The 19,628-nt window shown below is 65.2% G+C and carries 23 protein-coding genes; 6 read left to right on the top strand and 17 right to left on the bottom strand.

The genetic code is table 11. The features are described from left to right. Positions 1-286: 286 nt before the first annotated feature. The 10 genes from U0S50_RS15455 to U0S50_RS15500 form a co-directional block, all read right to left on the bottom strand. Positions 287-1,015, bottom strand: coding sequence for a lytic transglycosylase domain-containing protein (locus U0S50_RS15455; protein ID WP_322309579.1), 729 nt, complete (start codon positions 1,013-1,015; stop codon positions 287-289). Beyond that, on the bottom strand, positions 1,012-1,602 hold the full coding sequence (locus tag U0S50_RS15460; RefSeq protein ID WP_322309580.1) for a S26 family signal peptidase: 591 nt from the start codon (positions 1,600-1,602) through the stop codon (positions 1,012-1,014). The genes U0S50_RS15455 and U0S50_RS15460 overlap by 4 nt, the downstream gene beginning before the upstream one ends. Then, the gene (locus tag U0S50_RS15465; protein ID WP_322309581.1) at positions 1,599-2,144 is read right to left on the bottom strand and encodes a DUF2840 domain-containing protein; all 546 of its coding nucleotides are present in this window, start codon (positions 2,142-2,144) and stop codon (positions 1,599-1,601) included. Before U0S50_RS15465 ends, U0S50_RS15460 begins: the two co-directional genes overlap by 4 nt. Then, on the bottom strand, positions 2,144-2,386 hold the full coding sequence (locus tag U0S50_RS15470; protein WP_322309582.1) for a helix-turn-helix domain-containing protein: 243 nt from the start codon (positions 2,384-2,386) through the stop codon (positions 2,144-2,146). The genes U0S50_RS15465 and U0S50_RS15470 overlap by 1 nt, the downstream gene beginning before the upstream one ends. Before the next feature lie 102 nt (positions 2,387-2,488). Next, entirely contained in the window at positions 2,489-2,989 is a 501-nt protein-coding gene (locus U0S50_RS15475; protein ID WP_322309583.1) for a DUF2285 domain-containing protein, read from the bottom strand. Between the two features lie 67 nt (positions 2,990-3,056). After that, a complete protein-coding gene (locus tag U0S50_RS15480; protein ID WP_322309584.1) occupies positions 3,057-3,266 on the bottom strand; it encodes a transcriptional regulator domain-containing protein in 210 nt (69 codons plus the stop codon). Positions 3,267-3,388: 122 nt separating this feature from the next. Continuing rightward, positions 3,389-3,703 carry a DUF736 domain-containing protein gene (locus U0S50_RS15485; RefSeq protein WP_322309585.1) on the bottom strand — a complete coding sequence of 105 codons (315 nt, stop codon included), beginning with the start codon at positions 3,701-3,703 and terminating at the stop codon, positions 3,389-3,391. Positions 3,704-4,014: 311 nt separating this feature from the next. Next, complete coding sequence (locus tag U0S50_RS15490) at positions 4,015-4,446, bottom strand: hypothetical protein (RefSeq protein ID WP_322309586.1); 432 nt, start codon at positions 4,444-4,446, stop codon at positions 4,015-4,017. Positions 4,447-4,569: 123 nt separating this feature from the next. Further along, entirely contained in the window at positions 4,570-4,734 is a 165-nt protein-coding gene (locus U0S50_RS15495) for a hypothetical protein (protein ID WP_322309587.1), read from the bottom strand. Positions 4,735-5,202: 468 nt separating this feature from the next. Then, positions 5,203-5,523 (bottom strand): DUF736 domain-containing protein, encoded by a 321-nt coding sequence (locus tag U0S50_RS15500; protein ID WP_322309588.1) that lies wholly within the window; start codon positions 5,521-5,523, stop codon positions 5,203-5,205. 1,015 nt (positions 5,524-6,538) lie between these two features. Here U0S50_RS15500 and U0S50_RS15505 point away from each other — a divergent pair. Beyond that, positions 6,539-7,447, top strand: a complete 909-nt coding sequence (locus U0S50_RS15505) for a tyrosine-type recombinase/integrase (RefSeq protein WP_067113797.1) — start codon at positions 6,539-6,541, stop codon at positions 7,445-7,447. 5 nt (positions 7,448-7,452) lie between these two features. Further along, positions 7,453-8,643 (top strand): IS91 family transposase, encoded by a 1,191-nt coding sequence (locus U0S50_RS15510; protein ID WP_067113795.1) that lies wholly within the window; start codon positions 7,453-7,455, stop codon positions 8,641-8,643. A gap of 407 nt (positions 8,644-9,050) precedes the next feature. Here U0S50_RS15510 and U0S50_RS15515 read toward each other — a convergent pair whose 3' ends face one another. Further along, positions 9,051-9,506, bottom strand: a complete 456-nt coding sequence (locus U0S50_RS15515) for a helix-turn-helix domain-containing protein (protein WP_322309589.1) — start codon at positions 9,504-9,506, stop codon at positions 9,051-9,053. 74 nt (positions 9,507-9,580) lie between these two features. Between U0S50_RS15515 and U0S50_RS15520 the strand changes: the two genes are divergently transcribed. The 4 genes from U0S50_RS15520 to U0S50_RS15535 are packed head-to-tail and all read left to right on the top strand — an operon-like array spanning position 9,581 to position 12,148. Continuing rightward, positions 9,581-9,952: a mercuric transporter MerT family protein gene (locus U0S50_RS15520; RefSeq protein ID WP_011542782.1), complete on the top strand. Its 372-nt coding sequence runs from the start codon at positions 9,581-9,583 to the stop codon at positions 9,950-9,952. Between the two features lie 11 nt (positions 9,953-9,963). Next, positions 9,964-10,248, top strand: coding sequence for a mercury resistance system periplasmic binding protein MerP (gene merP, locus U0S50_RS15525; protein WP_317154158.1), 285 nt, complete (start codon positions 9,964-9,966; stop codon positions 10,246-10,248). 10 nt (positions 10,249-10,258) lie between these two features. Then, a complete protein-coding gene (merA, locus tag U0S50_RS15530) occupies positions 10,259-11,698 on the top strand; it encodes a mercury(II) reductase (protein ID WP_011542784.1) in 1,440 nt (479 codons plus the stop codon). A 33-nt stretch (positions 11,699-11,731) separates the two neighbouring features. Further along, positions 11,732-12,148, top strand: a complete 417-nt coding sequence (locus U0S50_RS15535; protein WP_011542785.1) for a hypothetical protein — start codon at positions 11,732-11,734, stop codon at positions 12,146-12,148. Positions 12,149-12,276: 128 nt separating this feature from the next. Here the strand turns inward: U0S50_RS15535 and U0S50_RS15540 are convergent, their stop codons facing one another. The 6 genes from U0S50_RS15540 to U0S50_RS15565 all read right to left on the bottom strand — a co-directional run bounded on the left by U0S50_RS15540 (position 12,277) and on the right by U0S50_RS15565 (position 19,538). Next, a complete protein-coding gene (locus tag U0S50_RS15540) occupies positions 12,277-13,122 on the bottom strand; it encodes an Abi family protein (RefSeq protein WP_322309590.1) in 846 nt (281 codons plus the stop codon). 295 nt (positions 13,123-13,417) lie between these two features. After that, entirely contained in the window at positions 13,418-14,344 is a 927-nt protein-coding gene (locus tag U0S50_RS15545) for a nucleotidyltransferase (RefSeq protein WP_322309591.1), read from the bottom strand. 65 nt (positions 14,345-14,409) lie between these two features. Further along, positions 14,410-15,351 (bottom strand): DUF2493 domain-containing protein, encoded by a 942-nt coding sequence (locus tag U0S50_RS15550; RefSeq protein ID WP_322309592.1) that lies wholly within the window; start codon positions 15,349-15,351, stop codon positions 14,410-14,412. Positions 15,352-15,668: 317 nt separating this feature from the next. Next, positions 15,669-16,721, bottom strand: a complete 1,053-nt coding sequence (locus U0S50_RS15555) for a toprim domain-containing protein (protein ID WP_322309593.1) — start codon at positions 16,719-16,721, stop codon at positions 15,669-15,671. A gap of 252 nt (positions 16,722-16,973) precedes the next feature. Continuing rightward, on the bottom strand, positions 16,974-17,936 hold the full coding sequence (locus tag U0S50_RS15560) for a M28 family peptidase (RefSeq protein ID WP_322309594.1): 963 nt from the start codon (positions 17,934-17,936) through the stop codon (positions 16,974-16,976). A gap of 3 nt (positions 17,937-17,939) precedes the next feature. Next, on the bottom strand, positions 17,940-19,538 hold the full coding sequence (locus U0S50_RS15565) for a hypothetical protein (protein ID WP_322309595.1): 1,599 nt from the start codon (positions 19,536-19,538) through the stop codon (positions 17,940-17,942). Between the last annotated feature and the right edge of the window lie 90 nt (positions 19,539-19,628).

Consider the following 19,628-nt stretch of genomic DNA (forward strand, 5'->3'; position numbering starts at 1 on the left):
CTGCTTAGGCCATCTGACGTGACGTCGGATCCGCCGCTCGAAAAGTGGCGGAAAAGCTGGATGCACCCGTGCGTGAGGTGTGTATCCAAATTACGGGTCCGATGCGTAGCATCGCGGCCCCGCAACCTTGCCTGAAAGACGGCCGGGTCAGACATTATCCAGGCTGCCGGAGACGGAGGTTGCCAGGCTGCCGTAGGCAATGAACTGGCGCCGTGAAACTGTTTTCGAAAGGCAGTCACGCTGCGAGAGACGTGGCAACCGCGAAGATAATCTGGAGGATTCAACATCACCGATAACTCCGTTCCGACAGCACAATGAAGATCGAAGAATGAGCTGCCCCTGCCTGAGGATTCGCTGGGGCAGGCGGGCCGGGTTCGGCGCCACCGGTTGCAGCCGGACGCACTGCAAAGAGCGCTGCATCGCGCCAGCCGGGCGCAGCGCGCGGGGGCGAACTGACCGGTAAATCGCCCGCCGACGACTGCAGTTCGGGCGCAATCCTGGCGACATAGGCGCGCGTCTCAGCAGGCAGTCCGCGTCGTCCCGCAACATAGGCATCGGCGCGACCGGGACCCGCATTATAGGCCGCGAGCATCAGTCCGACATCGCGATAGCGGTCCCACATCGCGCGCAGATAGGCGCCGCCCGCGAGGATGTTCGCGCGGGGGTCGAAGGGGTCCGAGCCGAGCCGGTGGCGCGCCGTCAGCGTCGCCCAGGTTGCGGGCATGATCTGCATCAGCCCCATGGCGCCGGCGTGCGACACGGCGCCGATCCGGCCGCGGCTTTCGGCATGCATCACGCGCCAGATCCAGAGCTCCGGGATACCGAAGCGCTGCGCCGCTTCGGCGACCCGATCGGCATAGGGGTGGCGCTCCGACTGCGCCGCCGCGGCAGCCGGAGTGCAGATCGGCGGCAAAAGCAGCGCAGCCGATATGGCCGCGCGCCGTGCAACGACGCGCATAGGCCAGCACAGGACAGACAGGATGGCGAGACTTCGCCGCAGCCGCGCAACAATCATCGTCCTTGCTCCATCTCGTCGGCAATTGGTTCGAAGGAAGGACTCGCGCGGTGCCAGCGAAGCGATGCTTCGGCGTTGGCGCGCGTCAGAACCGGGTGCGCCGTGCCGATCAGACCGGACGCCGAAATCGGCCCGAAATATCGCCCGTCGAGGCTGTCCCGCGCCGCATTGACCAGGAATAATTCCTGCGCGCCGACGATCCGGCAACCGCGCCAGTCCGGGAGCGGACGGTCCGCCCCGTCGCGCGCCAGCGCACGCGCGACGCCCTCTCCGTCGATCGTGACAAAATCACCCGACCGGCAGACAAGAGCACCTGGAAGCGCGGCGACGCGCTTCAGCAGCGGCACCCCGCGCGGCAGATAGCCGCGACGGGACAGATAGTTCGCGAGCGCCGGCGGCGGGTCGATGGCGACAAGGTCGCCGAGCCGCGGCCGCGCACCGACATCGATCCGGTAGAGGCCGATGGGGGCGCTGGCGCTCGCATTCCAGAGCAGTCGCGGCGCCGGTTTCAGCCGGGCGACCGCGACGAAAGAGGCGGTGAACAGCGCCGCTGCGCCGACCGTCGCGCACAAGAGCCGGCGGTTCATGCCTCGATCGCCCGGCGGCGGAGCCATGCCGTATGGCGATCGAGACTATAGGGCCGGAAAGGCAGGCCGGCGGCGAGCCGGTTGCCGACATGGCGCCGTTGGTCGGGCGATGCATCGCACGCCTCGATGCCAGCCGCCTCCACCGCGTTGATCGCTGCGAGCGCCTGCTGGACCTTCGGCCAGCCGTCGATCCGCGCAAGGATTTCGGCGCCGGGGCGGACGAAAGGCAGCGTCGAAAATGGTTCGCCGGGCGTCATCGCAATTGCGATCGCGATGGTCGAATGGATGGTACCGAAGTCGTTCGACGTCCACCGCACGAAGCCAAAGACCGCGCCGGGACGAAAGGCCATGACGCGGGTGCTGCGGCTCAATATCCGCTCGGCGGCGACGCGGCCGAAGCGGATCCATTGTTCGTGGCGGCCCTCGATCCAGGTCAGTTCGACCTCAGTCAAGCCGCAGCCGTGGGGCGACGCGGAAACACATCCGCTACCGTGGCCGGGGCGGGAGAGCGAAACGCCGGGCGCTGCGACAGCGCGCGGCATCAGGCGAGCCCCCGGCGCGCCGGGTGCACGGTGCCGACGCCCGGATCGGAGGTCGACGAGCGCCGCCCGAGTTCGACCCATGCATCGAGTTCGTCGATCGCATAGACCACGCGTCCGCCGAGTTTGCGATAGGACGGGCCGGTACCGTAACAGCGATGCTTTTCGAGCGTGCGCGGCGAGAGGCCGACGCGGCGCGCTGCATCGGGGGTCCTCAGATATCGGGGAGGGTGCGCGGCGGTCATGGGATGCTCCTTCCAGCGGCGGCTCCTGAAAAGGCGGGGCAGCGCGCGATGGGGCGTCGTGGCGCGAAAGCGGGAGCGCGGGGGAGCGGCTGAATCGCCGGGCTATTTTTGTCGCCCCGCGCGGCCGGCGAGCAGCGTGCGATAGCCGCCCGCGGCAAGCGCTTCGGCTTCGCGGATAAGGCGCTGGGTCCGGCGCCGCTCGGGGGAAGACTTCCACGAAGCGCCCTGTCCAATGGAAAGGCGCGGATAGACGAGACGCCGCGCGACCATATGGCTCGTGACCCCGCCGCCGCGGCGAAGGTCGAGGATGGCCAGCAAAAGGTCGAGGCGCCGCGCCTGATAGGCGGTTGGCCCGAACATTTGCGCACCGCGCCGCGCGCCGCGCAGCCAGCGGTCGAGGGCCGCAAGCGCCTGCAAGCGGGCATCGAGCAGCGCGTCGCAGGGGATCAGCCAAGCAATGGGGTGGCCAGCGGGCAGGCCACGCAGACAGACGCGATGTCGCGACACATTATCGCCCATCACCAGGTGTGTTTCGTCGCCCGCCGACCGCGACGCGATGGCCAGAGGCCAATGGGCGGGGTCGAAATGCGGCCTATTCTTCATACCGGCGATTGCGGGGCCGAGGATTATGACCTGGGGGCAGACGGCCGGGTCCCAGAAGGCAGGCGCGTCACGCGCCGACAGATGGGGATCGGCCGGGAAAGCAAAGGCCCCATCGCCGGGCCATCACCTCCTGCGCCGTCGGATCGCCCTCTGGATCCGACATGACGCTCTCATAGTCGCGGCGATATTCGGGACCGCGGCGAAGAAATTCCTGCGCGAAGCCGGGGAAATCGAGCCAGGCCTTGCCGCCCCCTTCGTCCCTCGCTTCCTCCGCCATGCGCGCCTCCGTGCAGGGCACGAGATTTGGCGACGGCAGCCAGGCCGCCAATTCCATGAGGCGGGGAGTCACATCCCCAGAAATGGGTATCCCGCCCGGCAGCGCCGGGCGGGATCGGAGCGTTAGTCGCCGCGGCGCGCCTGGCGATTCCAGACGAGGTCATGCTCATCGCCTTCGCCCGCGAAGAGCTGCGCGAAGACCGGCGCCGTGAAGCTCGGGTCGTTGAGCTTGACCGAAAGATAGGGGCGCTTGTCCTGCGTCTGCTTTTCCCAGGCCGCGCCGACTTCGACGTCGCCGATGAAGACGCGGTGGCTGGGGGCGTTGCCGCTCGGATTTTCCTCGGGCGCGATGCGAACCGACTTCGCCTGCACCGAGAGGGTGACGATGCTGCCCCGAAATTCTCCGGAGACTTTCTTGAATGTGCCGATCTTGGCCATGATGCATTCCTTCCTTGGCTCGGACCGCACCATCGCGGTCTCGATGCGCAGCGAAGGTCAGCGGGGACCGGCGGTGCAGCCAGGGGCCCGGAGCAAAGCGGAGGACGGCGCGCACCCGTCTTTCTTGCTTCGCGAGGAACGGCGGCACGCCGGGGGAAGAAAGACGGGTGCGCGCCGTTGCACCGAGCCGGTCAGCAAAGCGTTCCGCTGACAGATGGCGCATGTCGAGAGATCGCGACAGGAGGTCCGCCGGACGGACGCATCGGCAATCGGCCGGGAAGGAGAGCGAAGATGGAAGGGGGGAAGTCGGCCTAGACGGACATGGCCGGTCGCTCGGCTGAAACCGCAGGCGACACAAGGTCGCGCCAGCTCGCATAGCCGGTCAAAAGGCCCGACAGGAATGCGAGGCCATGCTCCGCTCCCTCTTCAAGCCCGCCCAAAATGCCTAGTGCGGTCCCCGCTTGATAGCCGGCAAAGGCCGCAGCGCCGACAAACATCAGGATGACGCAGAGCTTCACGGGGAGCGGGGCCGTGCCGCCGACCAACCGCCGGCCAAGAGGCAGAACGGCAAATCCCGCGATCAGCGCCGAACCCAGGATCGTCAACCAGCCAAAGCCGAGATCGCGCAACGCGAAGCCGAGGGCGATCGCGGCGCAGACGGGCAGCGCGAACTTGGCGCTGCGAAAGAGAAGCCGGAGACAGTAGAGCGCCGCGATGGCGCCGAGTATGAGCATCAGGGTCATGAACGTCCTCCTGTCGGACGCGCCCGCCACCACCTCCACAGCGCAACCTGCACGCGAAGCATAGCAGAAGCCGGTCCGGGGATGAACCCGAACCGGCCCCAATCTGGACCTGTTTTCAAAGGGTCAGCGATTGAAGGGGTCATATTCGCAGAGGATCGTTTCGGGGTCGCCATCGAATTCGTCGAGCGGCATCACAGAATAACCGGCGCTGGTTTCGATAAGGATGATCACGGTCATCATGGTCCGGGCGAGGTTCCAGCCGAGCGATTGGGCGGTGGTAAGCGGCATGGGATGAACTCCTGTCCTTGGGAGCGGGCCATTCCCGCTCGACAGGCGCCCCGCCGGAAGGGGACTGGCCGCAATCATCGCGGCAAAGCCGCGGCCCGAGCGCAGCGTGGGGACCCTTTACGGGTTGATTGGGGGAGGCCAGGCCTCGGCCAAGGGATCAGCGGCAATCGAGAGCGGGGATGGCCCGCGCCCATGCGGCAGCCCCCATGCCGCCCCATCGCCCCCTTGCTTCCGCTTCCCGGCGCCTGACCGAATACTCCCCGACACGCCAAACCAGCGATCCACCACGCCGATCAGATCATAATTTTCGAAGCCCCGCGACATGCGGCCCGTCAGGCAGAACCCCTGCGCAGTTCCCCAGTTGGCCAAGGGCCTGCCGGGCCAAACATGCCGAACGGCGGCCCGAAAACGGCCGTCCATCGACAGAAAGAGAAACCGGCTCCGCCCGAAGGCGGAGCCGGATGGCCGTCAGGCCGGCGGGTTCCAGATGATGACCTTCTTCATCGCATCATCGCCCGGCGCATTGGCGACATTGCCGTAGATGGTACCGAATTCGGGGGCCGACATGGTGACCGACACATATTCGGCGCCGTTGCTCTGCGAGAAACGCTTCCAACCGGCGCCGAGCTCGAAGCCGTTCTTGCGGCTGAGGATGCGGTAATCGGGCTCGTTTTCCTTGGTCTTGCGGCCATTCGGCACGATCGCGATCGGCGCGGTGACATTGAGGGTGGCCAGCGTGCCTTCGAAGCTGCCGTCGGCCTTGACGTTGAGGTTGGCAATGGTGGGCATATCAAATCTCCTTCGCTTGCTCGGGGGACATCCCCGATGGCGCCGGAAGAAGGGGCCGCGAGCTGCCGTCACCGAGCGGCACGCGAGGGCGAACCCCGCATGGGGTTGACGGCCAAAGGCGAGCCGGACCCGCAAACAGGCGAAAGGAGGGGGTGACCTCGGGCAGGCCAGGGAGCGTTGCCCACCGCTGCCCAAAACCAGCCGACGCGCGAAGCTCCGTCTGGTCCCGGCGGGCTCGGTCGCCGAGATCCCGCAAGGGCCTTTCCCCGCGACCCACAAGAGAAAGTGGTGCGACTCACAGTGCGACCGCGGACGGCGGAGAGGGCCGGATGTCTTGGAGCAAAGCAGGGCGACAATTGCCGCCCAGGCCCTGCAATCATTCCACAGGGCCTCGACGCCGGCGCGAAGCGCCCGAGAAGAAGGCGCTCTTGGCGAGCCCGCGGCCGGGCGGCGTGCGCGCGGGCCTGGGGGCCAGCCGCCGCCCGGCAAGGATAGCGAGCCAAGTGCGCCGCGCGGCCCAAAACAACGCGCGGCCCCTGGCGCCGCCCGGCGGCGCCAGAGCACGCCCAATTCAGCCGCGCTCGATTTGGCCGGCCGGATTCCGGACGTTCAACCGTTGTAGCGGATGACCGGCCCTGGCTCTCCGCAGAGGCCGCAGGGGCCTCTCAACCGCTCGAAGCCTCCGGGCCCGCTCGCCGAACTGGTAGCGACACTCGCCTGTGCGATCGACGAAAGGTCGAGCCGGACGGCGATACATTCGTCGCAAAGCGGCGTCCCGTCCATCCTGCGGACCAGTCCTGCCACTCGCTCCGATATGGTGGGCCGCTTTGTCATGAATGCTGCGATAGTCAGGCAAATCGACAAACGGAAGCCCCTGCGAAATTGGCCGCTGCACGAACCGCTGCGCGGATTGGTGCTAGCCTCGATGTAAAGCGGCCCAGCGATCGCCGCACCTGATTGAACGTGGGCTGCCGCAGGCAGACCCTTTCGGCTCCTTTACCTGAGGAGTCGAACGATGAACGAGCTTATCCAGATTGGCCCGATCAGCCCGCTGCGCCAGCGCCTGATCGACGACATGACCATGCGCCGCTTCTCGAAGGAGACGCAGCGTAATTATCTTCGCGATGTCGGACGGTTCGCGACCTGGCTCGGGCGCTCGCCCCACACCGCGAGCGCCGAGGATGTCCGGCAGTTCCAGATCGAGCAGCAACAGGCGGGCGTCCCCGCACCAACGATGAACAGCATCGTCGGCGCGCTGCGGTTCTTCTTCACGCACACGCTCGACCGCCCCGACCTCGCGCGCAAGCTGATCCGCACCAGGCAGGTTCGCAAGATCCCGGTCGTGCTGACGATGGCCGAGGTGAAGCGGCTGCTCGATGCGACCCGCTCGCTCAAGCACCAGGCGGCGCTGTCGGTCGCTTACGGCGCGGGGCTGCGCGTCGCCGAGGTGTCGGCGCTGAAGGTCAGCGATATCGACAGCAAGCGGATGCTGCTGCGGATCGAGCGCGGCAAAGGCGGTCGCTACCGCAACGCTATGCTGCCCGAAGGGCTGCTTCTGCTCCTGCGCGACTGGTGGCGCGCGGGGCGGCAACAGGGCATCCTCGTCCCCGACGGCTGGCTCTTCCCCGGACAGAGCGCCGCAGCTCCGATCAGCACGCGTCAGCTCTACCGCGTCGTCGTCGAAGCCGCCGAGGCCGCCGATATCGACAAGCGCGTCGGACCGCATACGCTCCGCCATAGCTTCGCCACCCACCTGCTCGAGGACGGCGTCGATATCCGCGTCATCCAGGCGCTGCTCGGCCACGCCAAGCTAAACACCACCGCCTTCTACACGCAGGTTGCCACCAAGACCGTTCGCTCGATCGTCAGCCCGCTCGACAGGCTCGCGCTCGCATCGCCGAGCGAAGAGGCGCCCGACGGCTGAGGCCGATGCGCGCCTCACTCGAGGTCGCCGACATTTTCCGCGCCGCGGGGCCTGCCTATCGCATGGCCCATGCCGGGCATCTGAGCCTGCATCAGCTCAAGATCATGTCGGCGATCGAGCATTGCCGCACCGCCGCGCTCGGCGGCCATGTCGAAGCCTGCACCGACTGCGGGCATTGGCGGATCGCCTACAACAGTTGCCGCAACCGGCATTGCCCGAGGTGCCAGGGCGCTGCTGCACGCACCTGGCTCGAGGCCCGCGAGGCCGACCTCCTCCCGGTCGGCTATTTCCACGTCGTGTTCACGCTGCCTGCCGAGGTCGCCGCGATCGCCTTCCACAACAAGGCGCTCGTCTATGACCTGCTGTTCAAGGCGGCGGCCGATACGATGCTGACGATTGCCGCCGACCCGAAGCACCTCGGCGCCCGGATCGGCATCACCGCCGTCCTCCACACATGGGGCTCGGCGCTGACCCATCATCCCCATATCCACATGATCGTGCCCGGCGGCGGCATCTCGCGCGATGGAACACGCTGGATATCCGCACGCCCCGCCTTCCTGCTGCCGGTCCGCGTGCTTGGTGCCCTGTTCCGACGCCTGTTCCTAACCCGGCTGCGCGCGCTCCATGACCGCGGGCAGCTCGCCCTCTTTGGCAGCCTCACGCATCTCGCCGAACGACGCGCGTTCCTGCGGCACCTCTCGCCGGTCCGCAAGAAGCGCTGGGTCGTCTATGCCAAGCCACCGTTCGCTGGGCCCGAGGCGGTGCTCGCCTATCTGTCACGCTACACCCACCGGGTCGCGATATCGAACAGCCGCCTTCTCCGGTTCGATGAGGTCGGGGTCACCTTCCGCTACAAGGATTACCGCAAGTCCGGCGCCGGACGGCAGCAGGTCATGACGCTCGCTGCTGACGAGTTCATCCGCCGCTTTCTCCTCCACGCCCTGCCGCGTGGGTTCCATCGGATCCGCCACTATGGACTGCTCGCCAGCGCCAGGCGCAAGTATCATCTCGAACGCGCTCGCCGCCTGCTCAGCGTCGCACCTTCACCAGACGACGATCAACCCGCCGACCTCAAAGCTCAACCGCTATGCCCTTGCTGTGGCGGCACCATGATCATCATCGAGGTTTTCGAGCGCCGCTACCTCCCGCGTGCGCCGCCCTCTCCGGCACCGTCATCCGGGATACAGGCGCCGTGACCCGGCACGGCCTATCGCCAACACCATCCAGGGCAGACCCGCGCCTGGAAGCGGACCCGCTTGCGCTGGCCCTGCTCAAAAGCAGACGTCACACCACCAAAATCGGCCCGTCTGCTTTTGCACGTCCGCTTTTTCGACCCATATCCAGACGCTCCGCTACCGGAAGCGTCCGCTTTTGGGCTGCGCCCGGCTACCCCACCATCAGCGCAAAACAGCTTTCCCCATAGCTCGGCTCATGACCACCGCGGTTCGGGCACCGAAGACTTTCTGACGCCTGGCGGCGTCTGAAACTCTCAACGTTTCCAGCCTGTCGGCTTTCGGACTGAAAATGAAAGAAGCAGACATTGAGCTTCGCCAAAGCGTCGTCCTTGCGAAAACCGACATTGGTCTGTGCTGGCCGACGGCGGCTAGCCGGCAGGAGGCCGGGCAGACGGATCGATCGAACCGAATAGCGTTTCCAGCAGCGGGCATTCCGGGGTCTTGCCATCCGCGCATCGCACGACGGTTTCGGCAAGCACCGACTCCATGGCCTGAAGATCCGCGATCTTGGTACGAATGTCGGTCAGATGGACCACGGCGACCTCGCGCGCTTCGGTGCATGGGCGATCGCGGTCCTCGGCCAGCCGAAGCAGCGCGCGGATCTCGTCCAGCGTGAAGTCCAGTTCCCGCGCGCGCCGCACAAAGCCGAGCCGCATGAGATGACCATAGCCATAGAGCCGGTGACCGCCGTCGCTGCGCGCAGGCGCGGAGAGCAGGCCAATTTTCTCATAATAGCGGATCGTCTCGATGTTGCATCCGGTGCGCCGCGACAGTGCTCCGATGGGGAGCCGGGGCGCTGTGTCCTGCAGATTTTTCCGATCCATGCTGAAATACCTCTTGAACCTGTAGCCGCTACAGATCCTATCTAGGGTCAACAACGTGATTCGGAGAACAGAAAATGACCCAGCCGAAAACGGCTTCCAGACGTGGTGCGTGGATAGCGATTGTTGGAGGAAGTCTGGGCGCGCTCGGCGCGGCCTCTTGCTGCATCGTCCCGCTAGTGCTCTTCACACTGGGCGTCAGTGGCGCATGGATCGGCAACCTGACCGCGCTCGCCCCCTATCAGCCCATCTTCCTGGCGGTGGCGATCGCCTTCCTGGCCGCCGGGTTCTGGCGGATCTATCGTCAGCCGCGCGTGGTCTGCGCCGAGGGCGAGTGCGGCACGCCTTCCTCCAACCGCTTGGCAAAGACGGCCTTGTGGCTTGCAACGGCGCTGATCGGACTCGCCGTCCTCTTCCCCTATCTCGCCCCCCTATTCCTCGACCTTTGAACAAGGAGACCATGATGAAGAAGCTTACCCTGTTCGCGGCCGCGGCTGCGCTGTTCGCATCCGGGCCGGCCTTTGCCGCAATCCGGACCACCACCTTGGCGGTCGAGAACATGACCTGCGTGACCTGCGCTCCCACCGTCAAAAAGAGCCTGTCGCGCGTACCCGGCGTGACCGCTGTCGAAGTGTCGGCCAAAACGCATACCGCGACGGTCACCTATGACGACGCCAAGACCAGCACCGCGGCGTTGATCGCGGCGACCACCAACGCTGGCTACCCTTCCCGAGTCCGCAAGTGAAAGTCGTATCATGAGTGATTGCTGCAATCGGGGCGACGGCTCTCAGGCCAAGAAGTACGACCTTATCGTCGTGGGCGGCGGCTCGGCTGGGTTCTCGGCCGCGATTACCGCGGCGGAGCAAGGAGCCCAAGTCGCCGTTATCGGTGCCGGCACCATCGGCGGAACCTGCGTCAACGTCGGCTGCGTTCCTTCCAAGGCGCTGATCCGCGCGGTCGAGAGCATTCACCACGCGAATGCCGCGCCGATGCGGTTCAACGGTGTCGAGGCCGGGGCACGAATGGCCGATTGGGGCAAGGTGATCGCCGAAAAGGACTCGCTCGTCTCGGGCCTTCGTCAGGCGAAATATGCGGATCTCCTGCCTCTCTACAATAATATCGCCTACCATGAAGGCACGGCGCGGCTCGTCGAAAATGGCGTCGAGGCCGGTGGAAGGCGGTTCACCGCTGACCGGATCGTGATTGCGACAGGTACGCGTCCGGCGGTGCCGGCTATCCCGGGCCTTCCGGACGTCGATGCGCTCGACAGCACTACCGCGCTCGACCTGACCGAGTTGCCGAAATCGATGATCGTCCTCGGGGGCGGCTATATCGGTGTGGAACTCGCCCAGATGTTCTCCCGCGCCGGCGTCGACGTGACGCTCGTTTTCCGCAGCCGCCTTCTCCCCGATATGGAGCCGGAGATCGGTGCCGCGCTGACCGACTATCTTTCGAGCGAAGGCATCACGGTTCTGGGCGACCTCGCCTATCAGTCGGCCCACAAGACGGCGGAAGGGGGCACTGCGCTCACCGTCCTGCGCAACGGGGTCGCCGAAACCATCGTCGCGGAGCGCCTTCTCGTAGCGACCGGGCGCGCCCCGAATGTGGAGGACCTCGGTCTCATCGAGGCAGGGGTGAAGCAGACGCTCAGCGGTGCCATCATTGTCGATGACCATATGCGAACCTCGGTGCGCGGCGTCTATGCCGCCGGCGATGTGACGGGCCGAGACCAGTTCGTTTACATGGCAGCCTATGGCGCAAAGATCGCCGCCAAGAACGCCTTGAACGGCGATAGCCTGCGGTACGACAATTCGGCCATGCCGGCCGTCGTATTCAGCGATCCGCAGGTAGCCAGTGTCGGCTTCACCGAAGCGCAGGCTATCGCGGCAGGATATGCAACGCGAACCTCGACCCTCCCGCTCGAGAATGTTCCGCGCGCATTGGCGGCTCGCGACACGCGCGGCCTGATCAAGCTGGTTGCGGATGGCCGGACCCGCAAACTGCTGGGCGCGCATATCTTGGCGCCGGAAGGTGCGGACAGTATCCAGACCGCCGCCATGGCGATCCGCTGCGGCCTCACGATCGACGATCTGGCGGAGATGATCTTCCCCTATCTGACCACGGTCGAAGGACTGAAGCTGGCTGCGCAGACATTCGATCGGGATGTGAAAAGGCTGTCCTGCTGTGCAGGATAAGATTGCTCGGTCGCGTCGCGGCGGTGAGATGACATGAGTAGCCCGCGCGGTTCCGATCCCGCCAGCGGCGCCGGGGATTGGTCGGGTAACTGGCGCACGCTTGTCGGGCTCTGGGCTATTCCCGGCCTAGCCATGCTGGCCGCCATGTGGCTGGAACCTACGCCCCGCGCGGTCATCTGGACCGTCATGCTGGCCTCCATGGGTGCGGCTTGTATCATGAACGCCAGACGGTGCGGCCGGACTCATTGCCGTTTCACCGGACCGTTCCTGATTGGGATGGCGATACTGGTCGTCGCCTACGCGATTGGGATGCTGCCGCTGGGGCCACATGGCTGGGGTATTCTGGGCGGAGTCACGCTTGGCGGGTTTGCCGCTCTGTGGTGGGGCAGCGAACGGGCATGGGGCAAGTTCTCGCGTTCCAAAGATAAGGGCGTTTCTCGCAGCTGTTAGGTTTCGTGGGAGATCGGACGTCCGGCCACTGCTATAATGGCCCATTTGCGAACGACTGGTTTTGGGCCACGCGTCGCTGGCGGTGAATGGCCGGGCTTGGGCGCAAAGCCGACCAGTCGTCTTGCCCATCAAACTTGCCAAAGTGGCCGCTGCAGCCAGTTCACAGGAAAGCCCATCGATCGCATGTCGCCCTCGGGATGGGTCACGATGTGCGCCGCCACATCGGCAAGCCAGGTGGAATCCGGCGCCACGGTATTGATGACGTGGCCGATCATGCAGATGCCATTGTAAAGCTTGGCGGGTGCCTGAGTCGCGTTCTGATCGATGGTCGCCTGTAGGGATTTGGGCTTTTGCGCGAGCTTCGGAGGCGTGAGGAAGCCCCGGTTCCACAGCCGACCGTGATGCGCGCAGATATTACGGATGTCCGTCACATGGCGGACTAAGGGCACGAGAACGGTCTCCGGAAGACCAAGGGGCGCGGCGATGCGCGTTCGAAGAGCGCGGTCTGCGAGGCTCGAATACCAGCGTGAGAGGTGACCGAAGGACATCATTTCTGCGACCATCCAGACCGGCGGCAAAGCGGGCAGATCGTAGTTTTGCCGATAATGCTTGATATAGGTCTCGTTCGAACGCCCCACTTCGCCGGCTAGTTTCGAGAGGCGAAGATGATAATCGGTGCGATCGCTATAAAGACTGGCGTCCAGATAGCTGTGTCCGTCGCCGAGCCCGGCGAGATGATAAGCCCAACTCCCGCGCAAGGCCACTTCGACATGCTCGGTGCCGCGCATCAAGAGGCGCCGGAGTAGCCGGTCGAAATCATAGAGGGCGGTGACGCGTTCGAATGTCGTGCCAGGAAGGAAGCGCGGTCCCGCCTGTCCCTTCGGATGTTCGAAATAAAGCCAGTAGGCACTCAGCCGGTAGTAGCTCACATGACGGAGCCACGCCTCGGCCGCCGGCTCGTCGGCAACGATCATGCCGTTTGCCCGGAGATGAGCGATTTGCTGGGTGTAAGTGAGAGTCGGTTTGGAATAGGCGCGTGACATTGACCATCGTCATGCGTCAACGGCGCCCAAAATAAAAGACCCGCCCAGTGTGCATATCCTTGCGGACAGAGGCCGGGCGGGTGCGATTGATGCCCACATAGGGTAGGCAAGCGAACAAATCAATAACAAGCGTTGCAGCGCAACACGAAATAGGACCCTTCCACCCCGACATCATCCGGACAAAGGAAGGCACGCCCAAAGGCCCTGCCAAGGCCGCCACTGCACATCAGGCCGTCGGAATACGGGCCTCCAGTTCGGCGATGCGCTCCGAACAGATCGCATGCACCGCGCGGCCGAGCTCCTCGACATGCGCAGCGAGCCACAGCAGGTCCGCTTCGCCGATGCGATAATGTTTCGAGTAGCGGGCCTTCACATAAGCCTCTTTCAGCTTCTCGAAGCGTGAGCGATCGGCCTTCAACGCGCGGGGCCATGCGTCCACCAACCGCATGTCGATCCGTTCCGCCTGCGTTCGCAGGAACCCGAGGTTGTGCACATGCGGGGTGTAGAAGGTGCAGACCAGCAAGACGCAGTGGTACAGAAATTCGGAAGATTGGTGCAGATCGAAAGCGGCTGGCTTTAGGTAGCCCTTCTCCCGTCCCATCGCAGACAATTCGAACCGCTGCATGGCGAGGGGGAACCACTCCTCAAAATATTCCTTCGCCATCGCCAACGCCTGCTCGGGCGTCTTCGGCTTGGGCGTGTGCAATGCCTTGTCGTCATATTCGTAGAGTGCGATCCCGTCGCGCGCGACGTCCATGAAGAAATAGCGCCCATGCGCCAGCCCGTCATTCACCTCCTGCAGGGTGTGCACGATGAAATTCACCGGCGTGTGCAGCGTCTTGTCGATCGCAAGCTCGCGGGTCAGCCGATCCTCGAGCTTGGACCAAAAGTCGATCTTGTCGGTGAGGCGCTTGTCGTTGACGATGATGAGCAGATCGAAGTCCGAACGATAGCCCTTGGCGGTGTGGGGTTCGTCGACCCAACCTCCGCGCGCATAACTTCCGTACAAGATGATCTTGTCGATCCGGCCCTTCTTCTTCCAGCCCATCGTCGAAAGCGCGACGGCATCTTCGAATTCTTCGAAGATGATCGCCTTCACGCGCTCGAGTTCGCGCTGCTTGCTTGCCGGAAGATGATCGAGATCGTTACGCATCGTTCCTTCCTTCTGTGGTCACAAGCTCGCCCGATGGCAAGCATGGTCGGGTCCAGATCGACACCTCATGGTGCCTCGCGGATGCGGAAATCCCAGACCGGAATGCCGAATGCGCGCGCCTTGTCGACGAGATTGTCCTGGATACCGGTGCCCGAGAAGACGATGAGCCCGGCGGGCATGGCGTCGATCATGCGCTCGTTGCGCTTGAAGGGGGCGGCTTTCCGGTCGCGGTTCCAGTCGGGGCGGAAAGCCACCTGCGGCACCTTGCGGGCGTCGGCCCAGCACGCGGCGGCGCGTTCGGCGCCGGTCGGCGTCGCTCCGTGGAGCAGAACCATATCGGCATGACGGGCATGAACCTTGTCGAGTGCCGACCAGATATGCCGGTGATCGTTGCACGAGGGTCCGCCGCTGAAGGCGATGCGGGTGCCCTCGGGGATCAGCGCCTTGGCCTTTTCGCGGAGGCGGCGGTCCATGAAGTCGCGGCTGTCGATCATCGCCGCGGTCATCGCCTGATGGCGGATGCGCGACCCGGTGCGCGGGACCCAGGCCTTGCGGGCGTGCATGCGATAATGTTCGGCGGCGCATTCGCGGAAAAATTCCATGGCGTCGCGCCGCTCGATCAAGGTGATGCCCTCGGCGATTGCGCGTTCGAGTTCGACCGAACGGATTTCGCTGCCATCCTGCTCGCGCTGGAGATCGCGCTGCGCCGCCTCGTTGCGGTCGAGATCGCGCTCGATCCGCGTGCCAGCGCCATGGAAGAGATTGACGACGCCCCAGAGCAAATCCTCGAGATCGGGTTCGATCCTGGTGTCGACGAGGCAGCCCGCGAGTGCATCGAAGATGTCGGCGACGGCGCCGCCGGCGAGCCGATCATCGGGAAGCGGCCGCCCGTCGGGTTCGTCCTCGAAGGGGCGATAGCCGTAGAGCTGCATTTCCTGGAGGAGATGTGCGCTGGCGCCGGGCTCGGCGGGCTCGCCGCGTTCGGAAAAGTCTGACAGGTCGCTCATGTCATGCCTCGCTTCTGGTAGCCGCGCCTCTCGCGGCCTTCGCGGCGACGCCCCCGCGGCGGCGGGTGCGGGTCCGCACCGCGCGGGACGCGCGGCCGAAGCTTCAGCGGAGGATGGCGAGGGCGCGGCTATTTTGTTTCGCGATGCAAAGGGGCGCAGCCCCGGCGGAAAATAGCCGCGCATCCGCCATTGCGGTGCCCGCACCCGTCGCCGCAGTCGCCCTCCAGCGAAGGCCGGAGGTGCGGCCTCCGCAGGGAAGCAATGGCCAAAACGGTCGGACGTTAGATGAAGCGGTGATCCCGATGTCCGAAATAGCACTATATATTTCGGACATGGAAGCGGGCCGCATCGAGCGGCATCAGCCGGGCGCGAAGCCGGGCCGCCATCTCTTGCCGGCCCATCCGAAGAAGATCGCTGTTGAAATCGTCGAGCCGCGGATCGAGCGGAACGATCTCGATCCCAAGTGGCTCGGCGCGCTCGATCAAGGTCTTCATCGCCCAGGACCCGGCAGCGTCGTCGTCGCGCGCGACATAGAGACGGCGCAGCGGTTCGGGGAAATGGATGGCGGCAAGATGCGCCGCCGACAGACCGGCGATCATCGGCATGCCCGGCAGCACCTCGCGTAGCGACAGGATCGTCTCGATACCTTCGCCAGCGGCCATGACGTCCGCAGCGGGTCCGAACCGCACGCCATGCCCAAGGAGATTTCCCATCGCGCGGCGGGGACAGGCGACGGGCGCCTTGCCTCCCGCCGGATCGAGCCAGGTGCGATGGACGCCGGAGATTTGACCGGCGTCGTCGGTCACCGCGGCGATCATGGCCGGCCAGGCGGCACGGACATCGGGCGGGTCATCGCTTGTTGCCCGGTAATAGCAGCGCGGATGAAAGCGGATCGCACCATTGCCTGGGTCGATATCGATCCCGCGCGATAAGAGATAAGCAGCGGCCAAGGTTCCTGATATCGGCTTCGACGCAGCCCAAAGCTGCCGCGCCGCCGCAGGCGTTCCCGTCGACGCCTTGCGCGAGCGCCGCGATTGAGACCCCGCCGGCTGCGGCATCGACATCGGCATGCTCAAAAATCGCCGCGCCTCGGCGAGGGTCTCGCGCAAATCGGCGTGACCGCAACTGGCGGCGATGACATCGAGCAGGTCGCCATGTTCGCCGCTCGCGGCATCGGTCCATTTGCCGGCGCGGCCGCGCGCGTCACCGGACGACGACAGCAACAGGTAAAGGCTGCGACCGGGCGTTCCCCGAACATCGCCGACAAGCCAGTATCGGCCTTCGCGGCGGCCGTTGGGGAGATAGTGGCGGCACACCGCCTCGGCATTTTCGGCGAGGCGGCGCGCCATTTCACGGGCTGGACTTTCCATGCGGGGCTCCTTCCAAGGCCTTGCGCCCGCGCAGAAGGCGATCGTGAGGCGATCGGCGATCCGCACGGACAGCTCGGCACCGGCAGCCCCTGCCAGCGCGTTGAGCGTCATTTTCTCACAAGCGGGACTTCAGAATCAAGCATGACCTGCCCGGGCGTCCAGCGGCGCGCCCCGCGGAACGGACGGCGTCGAGACCAGTCCGATCATGGCGGACCATATCGTCCCACAAGTTAAGTCGGCGGATGCCGCGCATCAGGTCGGCACGAGCGGACGATAAGCCGGATCATCGTCCATTTCCTCGGCCCAGAGCGCCATCTGGAAATCATCGTAGCTGACGCCGCATTGCTCGAGCATCCACGCCGCAAGCGCCGGGTGATCGGCAACGGCTTCGACGAAATCGTCGCCATGGCCACGCCCGCGGTCGAACCACAAGCCGACATCTTCCTGGACGGAAGGATCGCGCTCGATCACCAGCTGCGACGCATCGAGCTCGAGCATGGCATCGAGCAATTGCTCGCAATGGACGACATCGAGCGTCTCGCGCGGCCCATGCTGACGCTGATAGCCCACCGACAGGTTGGTGCATTCGGGGACGATGTCGGCATATTCGTTGGTGTCGGTATAGGCGCCCGTGTCGTCGGGGGCATAGCGGAACCCCGAGTTCTGCCGATTGAGCGCCGACGCGAGGCTGGTCGCAAAGGCGTCGGAGCATGTCCGGCCATAGCTTTGGTGGGTGATGACATCGCCAAGCCCCGCACGGTCGAAGGCGATCGCCGCGTCGATGTCCGCGAGCAGTTCGGGCGTATGGCGCTCGATCCAGCGCGAGCCGAGGCATCCCTGCTCCTCACCGCGGTGAAAGAGGTAGAGCCCGGGACGCGCGGCCGCGATCATGCCGAGCATGATCCAGAGGCCCGCGCCATCGTCGGCGCCGAGCGACATGCCCGCCTTTCCGTCGCACAGCTGCGCGATGCCATATTCGTCGACGCCCACCGCCTGGTGCCCGCCGACGGCCGCGACCGTATCGACATGGCAGCTCCACAATGTGCGCGGGCGATCGCCGATTTCCAGCATCCGGTTGCCGAAAGCGTCGGCGCGCATGCCGGGAACCCGGTCGAGATATTCGCGGCAAAAGGCGCGTTCGGTCGCACTGTCATGGGGCCGTGCCCAGGACAGGATTTCGAGGAGGCCGGCGCGGCCTGCAAGGTCATGGGTCATGGATCAGGCTCCTGTCTGGCAAGGGATGGCCATCGCGGCCACGGACGCCGCGACGGCGGGGGCGAGGCCATCGGCCAAGCCTGGCGTTTCGGGAGAATTGCCGTGGGCGCATCCGCCGGCGAAGGGTTCGAGCGGCGGGGATTGCATCGTGTCGAGACGAAGGCGTTCGGCCGCCTCTTGCTCGCGCCTCAGGCGTTCTTCGCGGGCACGCTCCCCGGCTGCCTGCCATTTGGCGACCTCGATTTCGATCGCGGACATTTCGTACCGGAACCAGTCGCGAGCGAGGACATGGGCATTGGCGAGCGAGGGATCGTCATCGTCGAAGGGATCGGGCAGATAATCGGCGCAAAGCCACTCGCCATGATATTCGATGAGATCGGCCGCATGATACCATTCGCCCGAGGCGTCGCATTGCCGGCAGCAGATCGCGAGCCACCATTCGCCGCGATCTTCGATGTACACCGCACCGAACGCCTCGACATAACCGTCAAGCACGTCATGCTCATCGCCATCGGCGAGCACCGTGATGAAGGTTTCGGCATCGCTGTAGCTGCGCTCATTATGCGCGCAGAAGACCGTGTGATCGGTGAAGCAATTGTAGCACCATTCTTCCGACGAGCCGTCGCCGAAATACACATCCTCGTGCGGCGTCGTTTCGCGGTCGCACCGCGGGCAGTACCAGCATCGGTCCCCCAGGCCGTTGGTATTCTCGGAGGGGATCTCACCATGACCGATGATGAGATATTCGCCGTCGTCGGCGAGGTCATCGCCGGCATCGATATAGGGAACGACGAAGCTCCCGCCGTCGACGAGCCGCCGGATGCGCGCGCCATTGAGGCTGCCCTTGGCGTACCCCGCATTTTCGAGCAGCAGCTTGAGCCGCGATACATCGCCATAGATGCTGGTGTAGATTTTGAGCTCGGGCCACACCACGCTGCGCGCGCGGGCATCGTCGCGGGCGCCGATATAGGCGAGCGCCGTGTCGGGACCGGCATAGACGCGCACCGGGTGGCAATAGCTCTCGAAGTCGCCTGCGCCATGCGACATGCAGCTGCCGGGACCGCCGACATAAACCTCCTCGATTTCGTCGGCGTCCTGCGTGATCTTGAGCGCATCTTCCGCGAGTTGAACCGAGAGCCGGGCGCACCAGCCCTCGATCGCATTGTTGTCGAGATGGGCCGAGAAGAAGCGATGAAGATAGCGGCCCGGCGACATGACGAGCTGCCGGTCGACCTCACCCTTCGCGGCATTCTCGGTGAAAGCGATCTTGCCCGCCTGCTCGGTCGAGACATGGCAGAAATGCTCGTCATGCTTCTCCTGATACCAGGGCTCCTCGTGCCAGGGCGTCGGCGCATAGGTGCCGTCGGCGAAGCGCAGCTTTTCGCGAACCGGCCAGTCGACGTCGCCGATCTCGGCGCCCGCGAGCGCGATACGGAGCTGCGCATCGGGCGCGCGGAGGAGAAGCTGCTGCCGCGCGGCTTCGGCTTCGTCGAACGAGGACCAGAGATATTGCTGGTCGCCATTGGGTGCGAAAAGGAATTCGATCGTAACCGGCCGCCACTCGGCTTCCGAGTGCGGGCAAAGGATTTGGAACTGTGCCATGGATGGGACTCCGCGCAGCCGCGCGCGGGCCCCGAAGAGGAGCGAGCACGGGCCGCATTGCTGTTGGGGTGGCGCAGGGTCAGCGAGGGT

The sequence above is a fragment of the Sphingopyxis sp. genome, from assembly GCF_034380315.1.
In the GTDB taxonomy this organism is placed as follows: domain Bacteria; phylum Pseudomonadota; class Alphaproteobacteria; order Sphingomonadales; family Sphingomonadaceae; genus Sphingopyxis.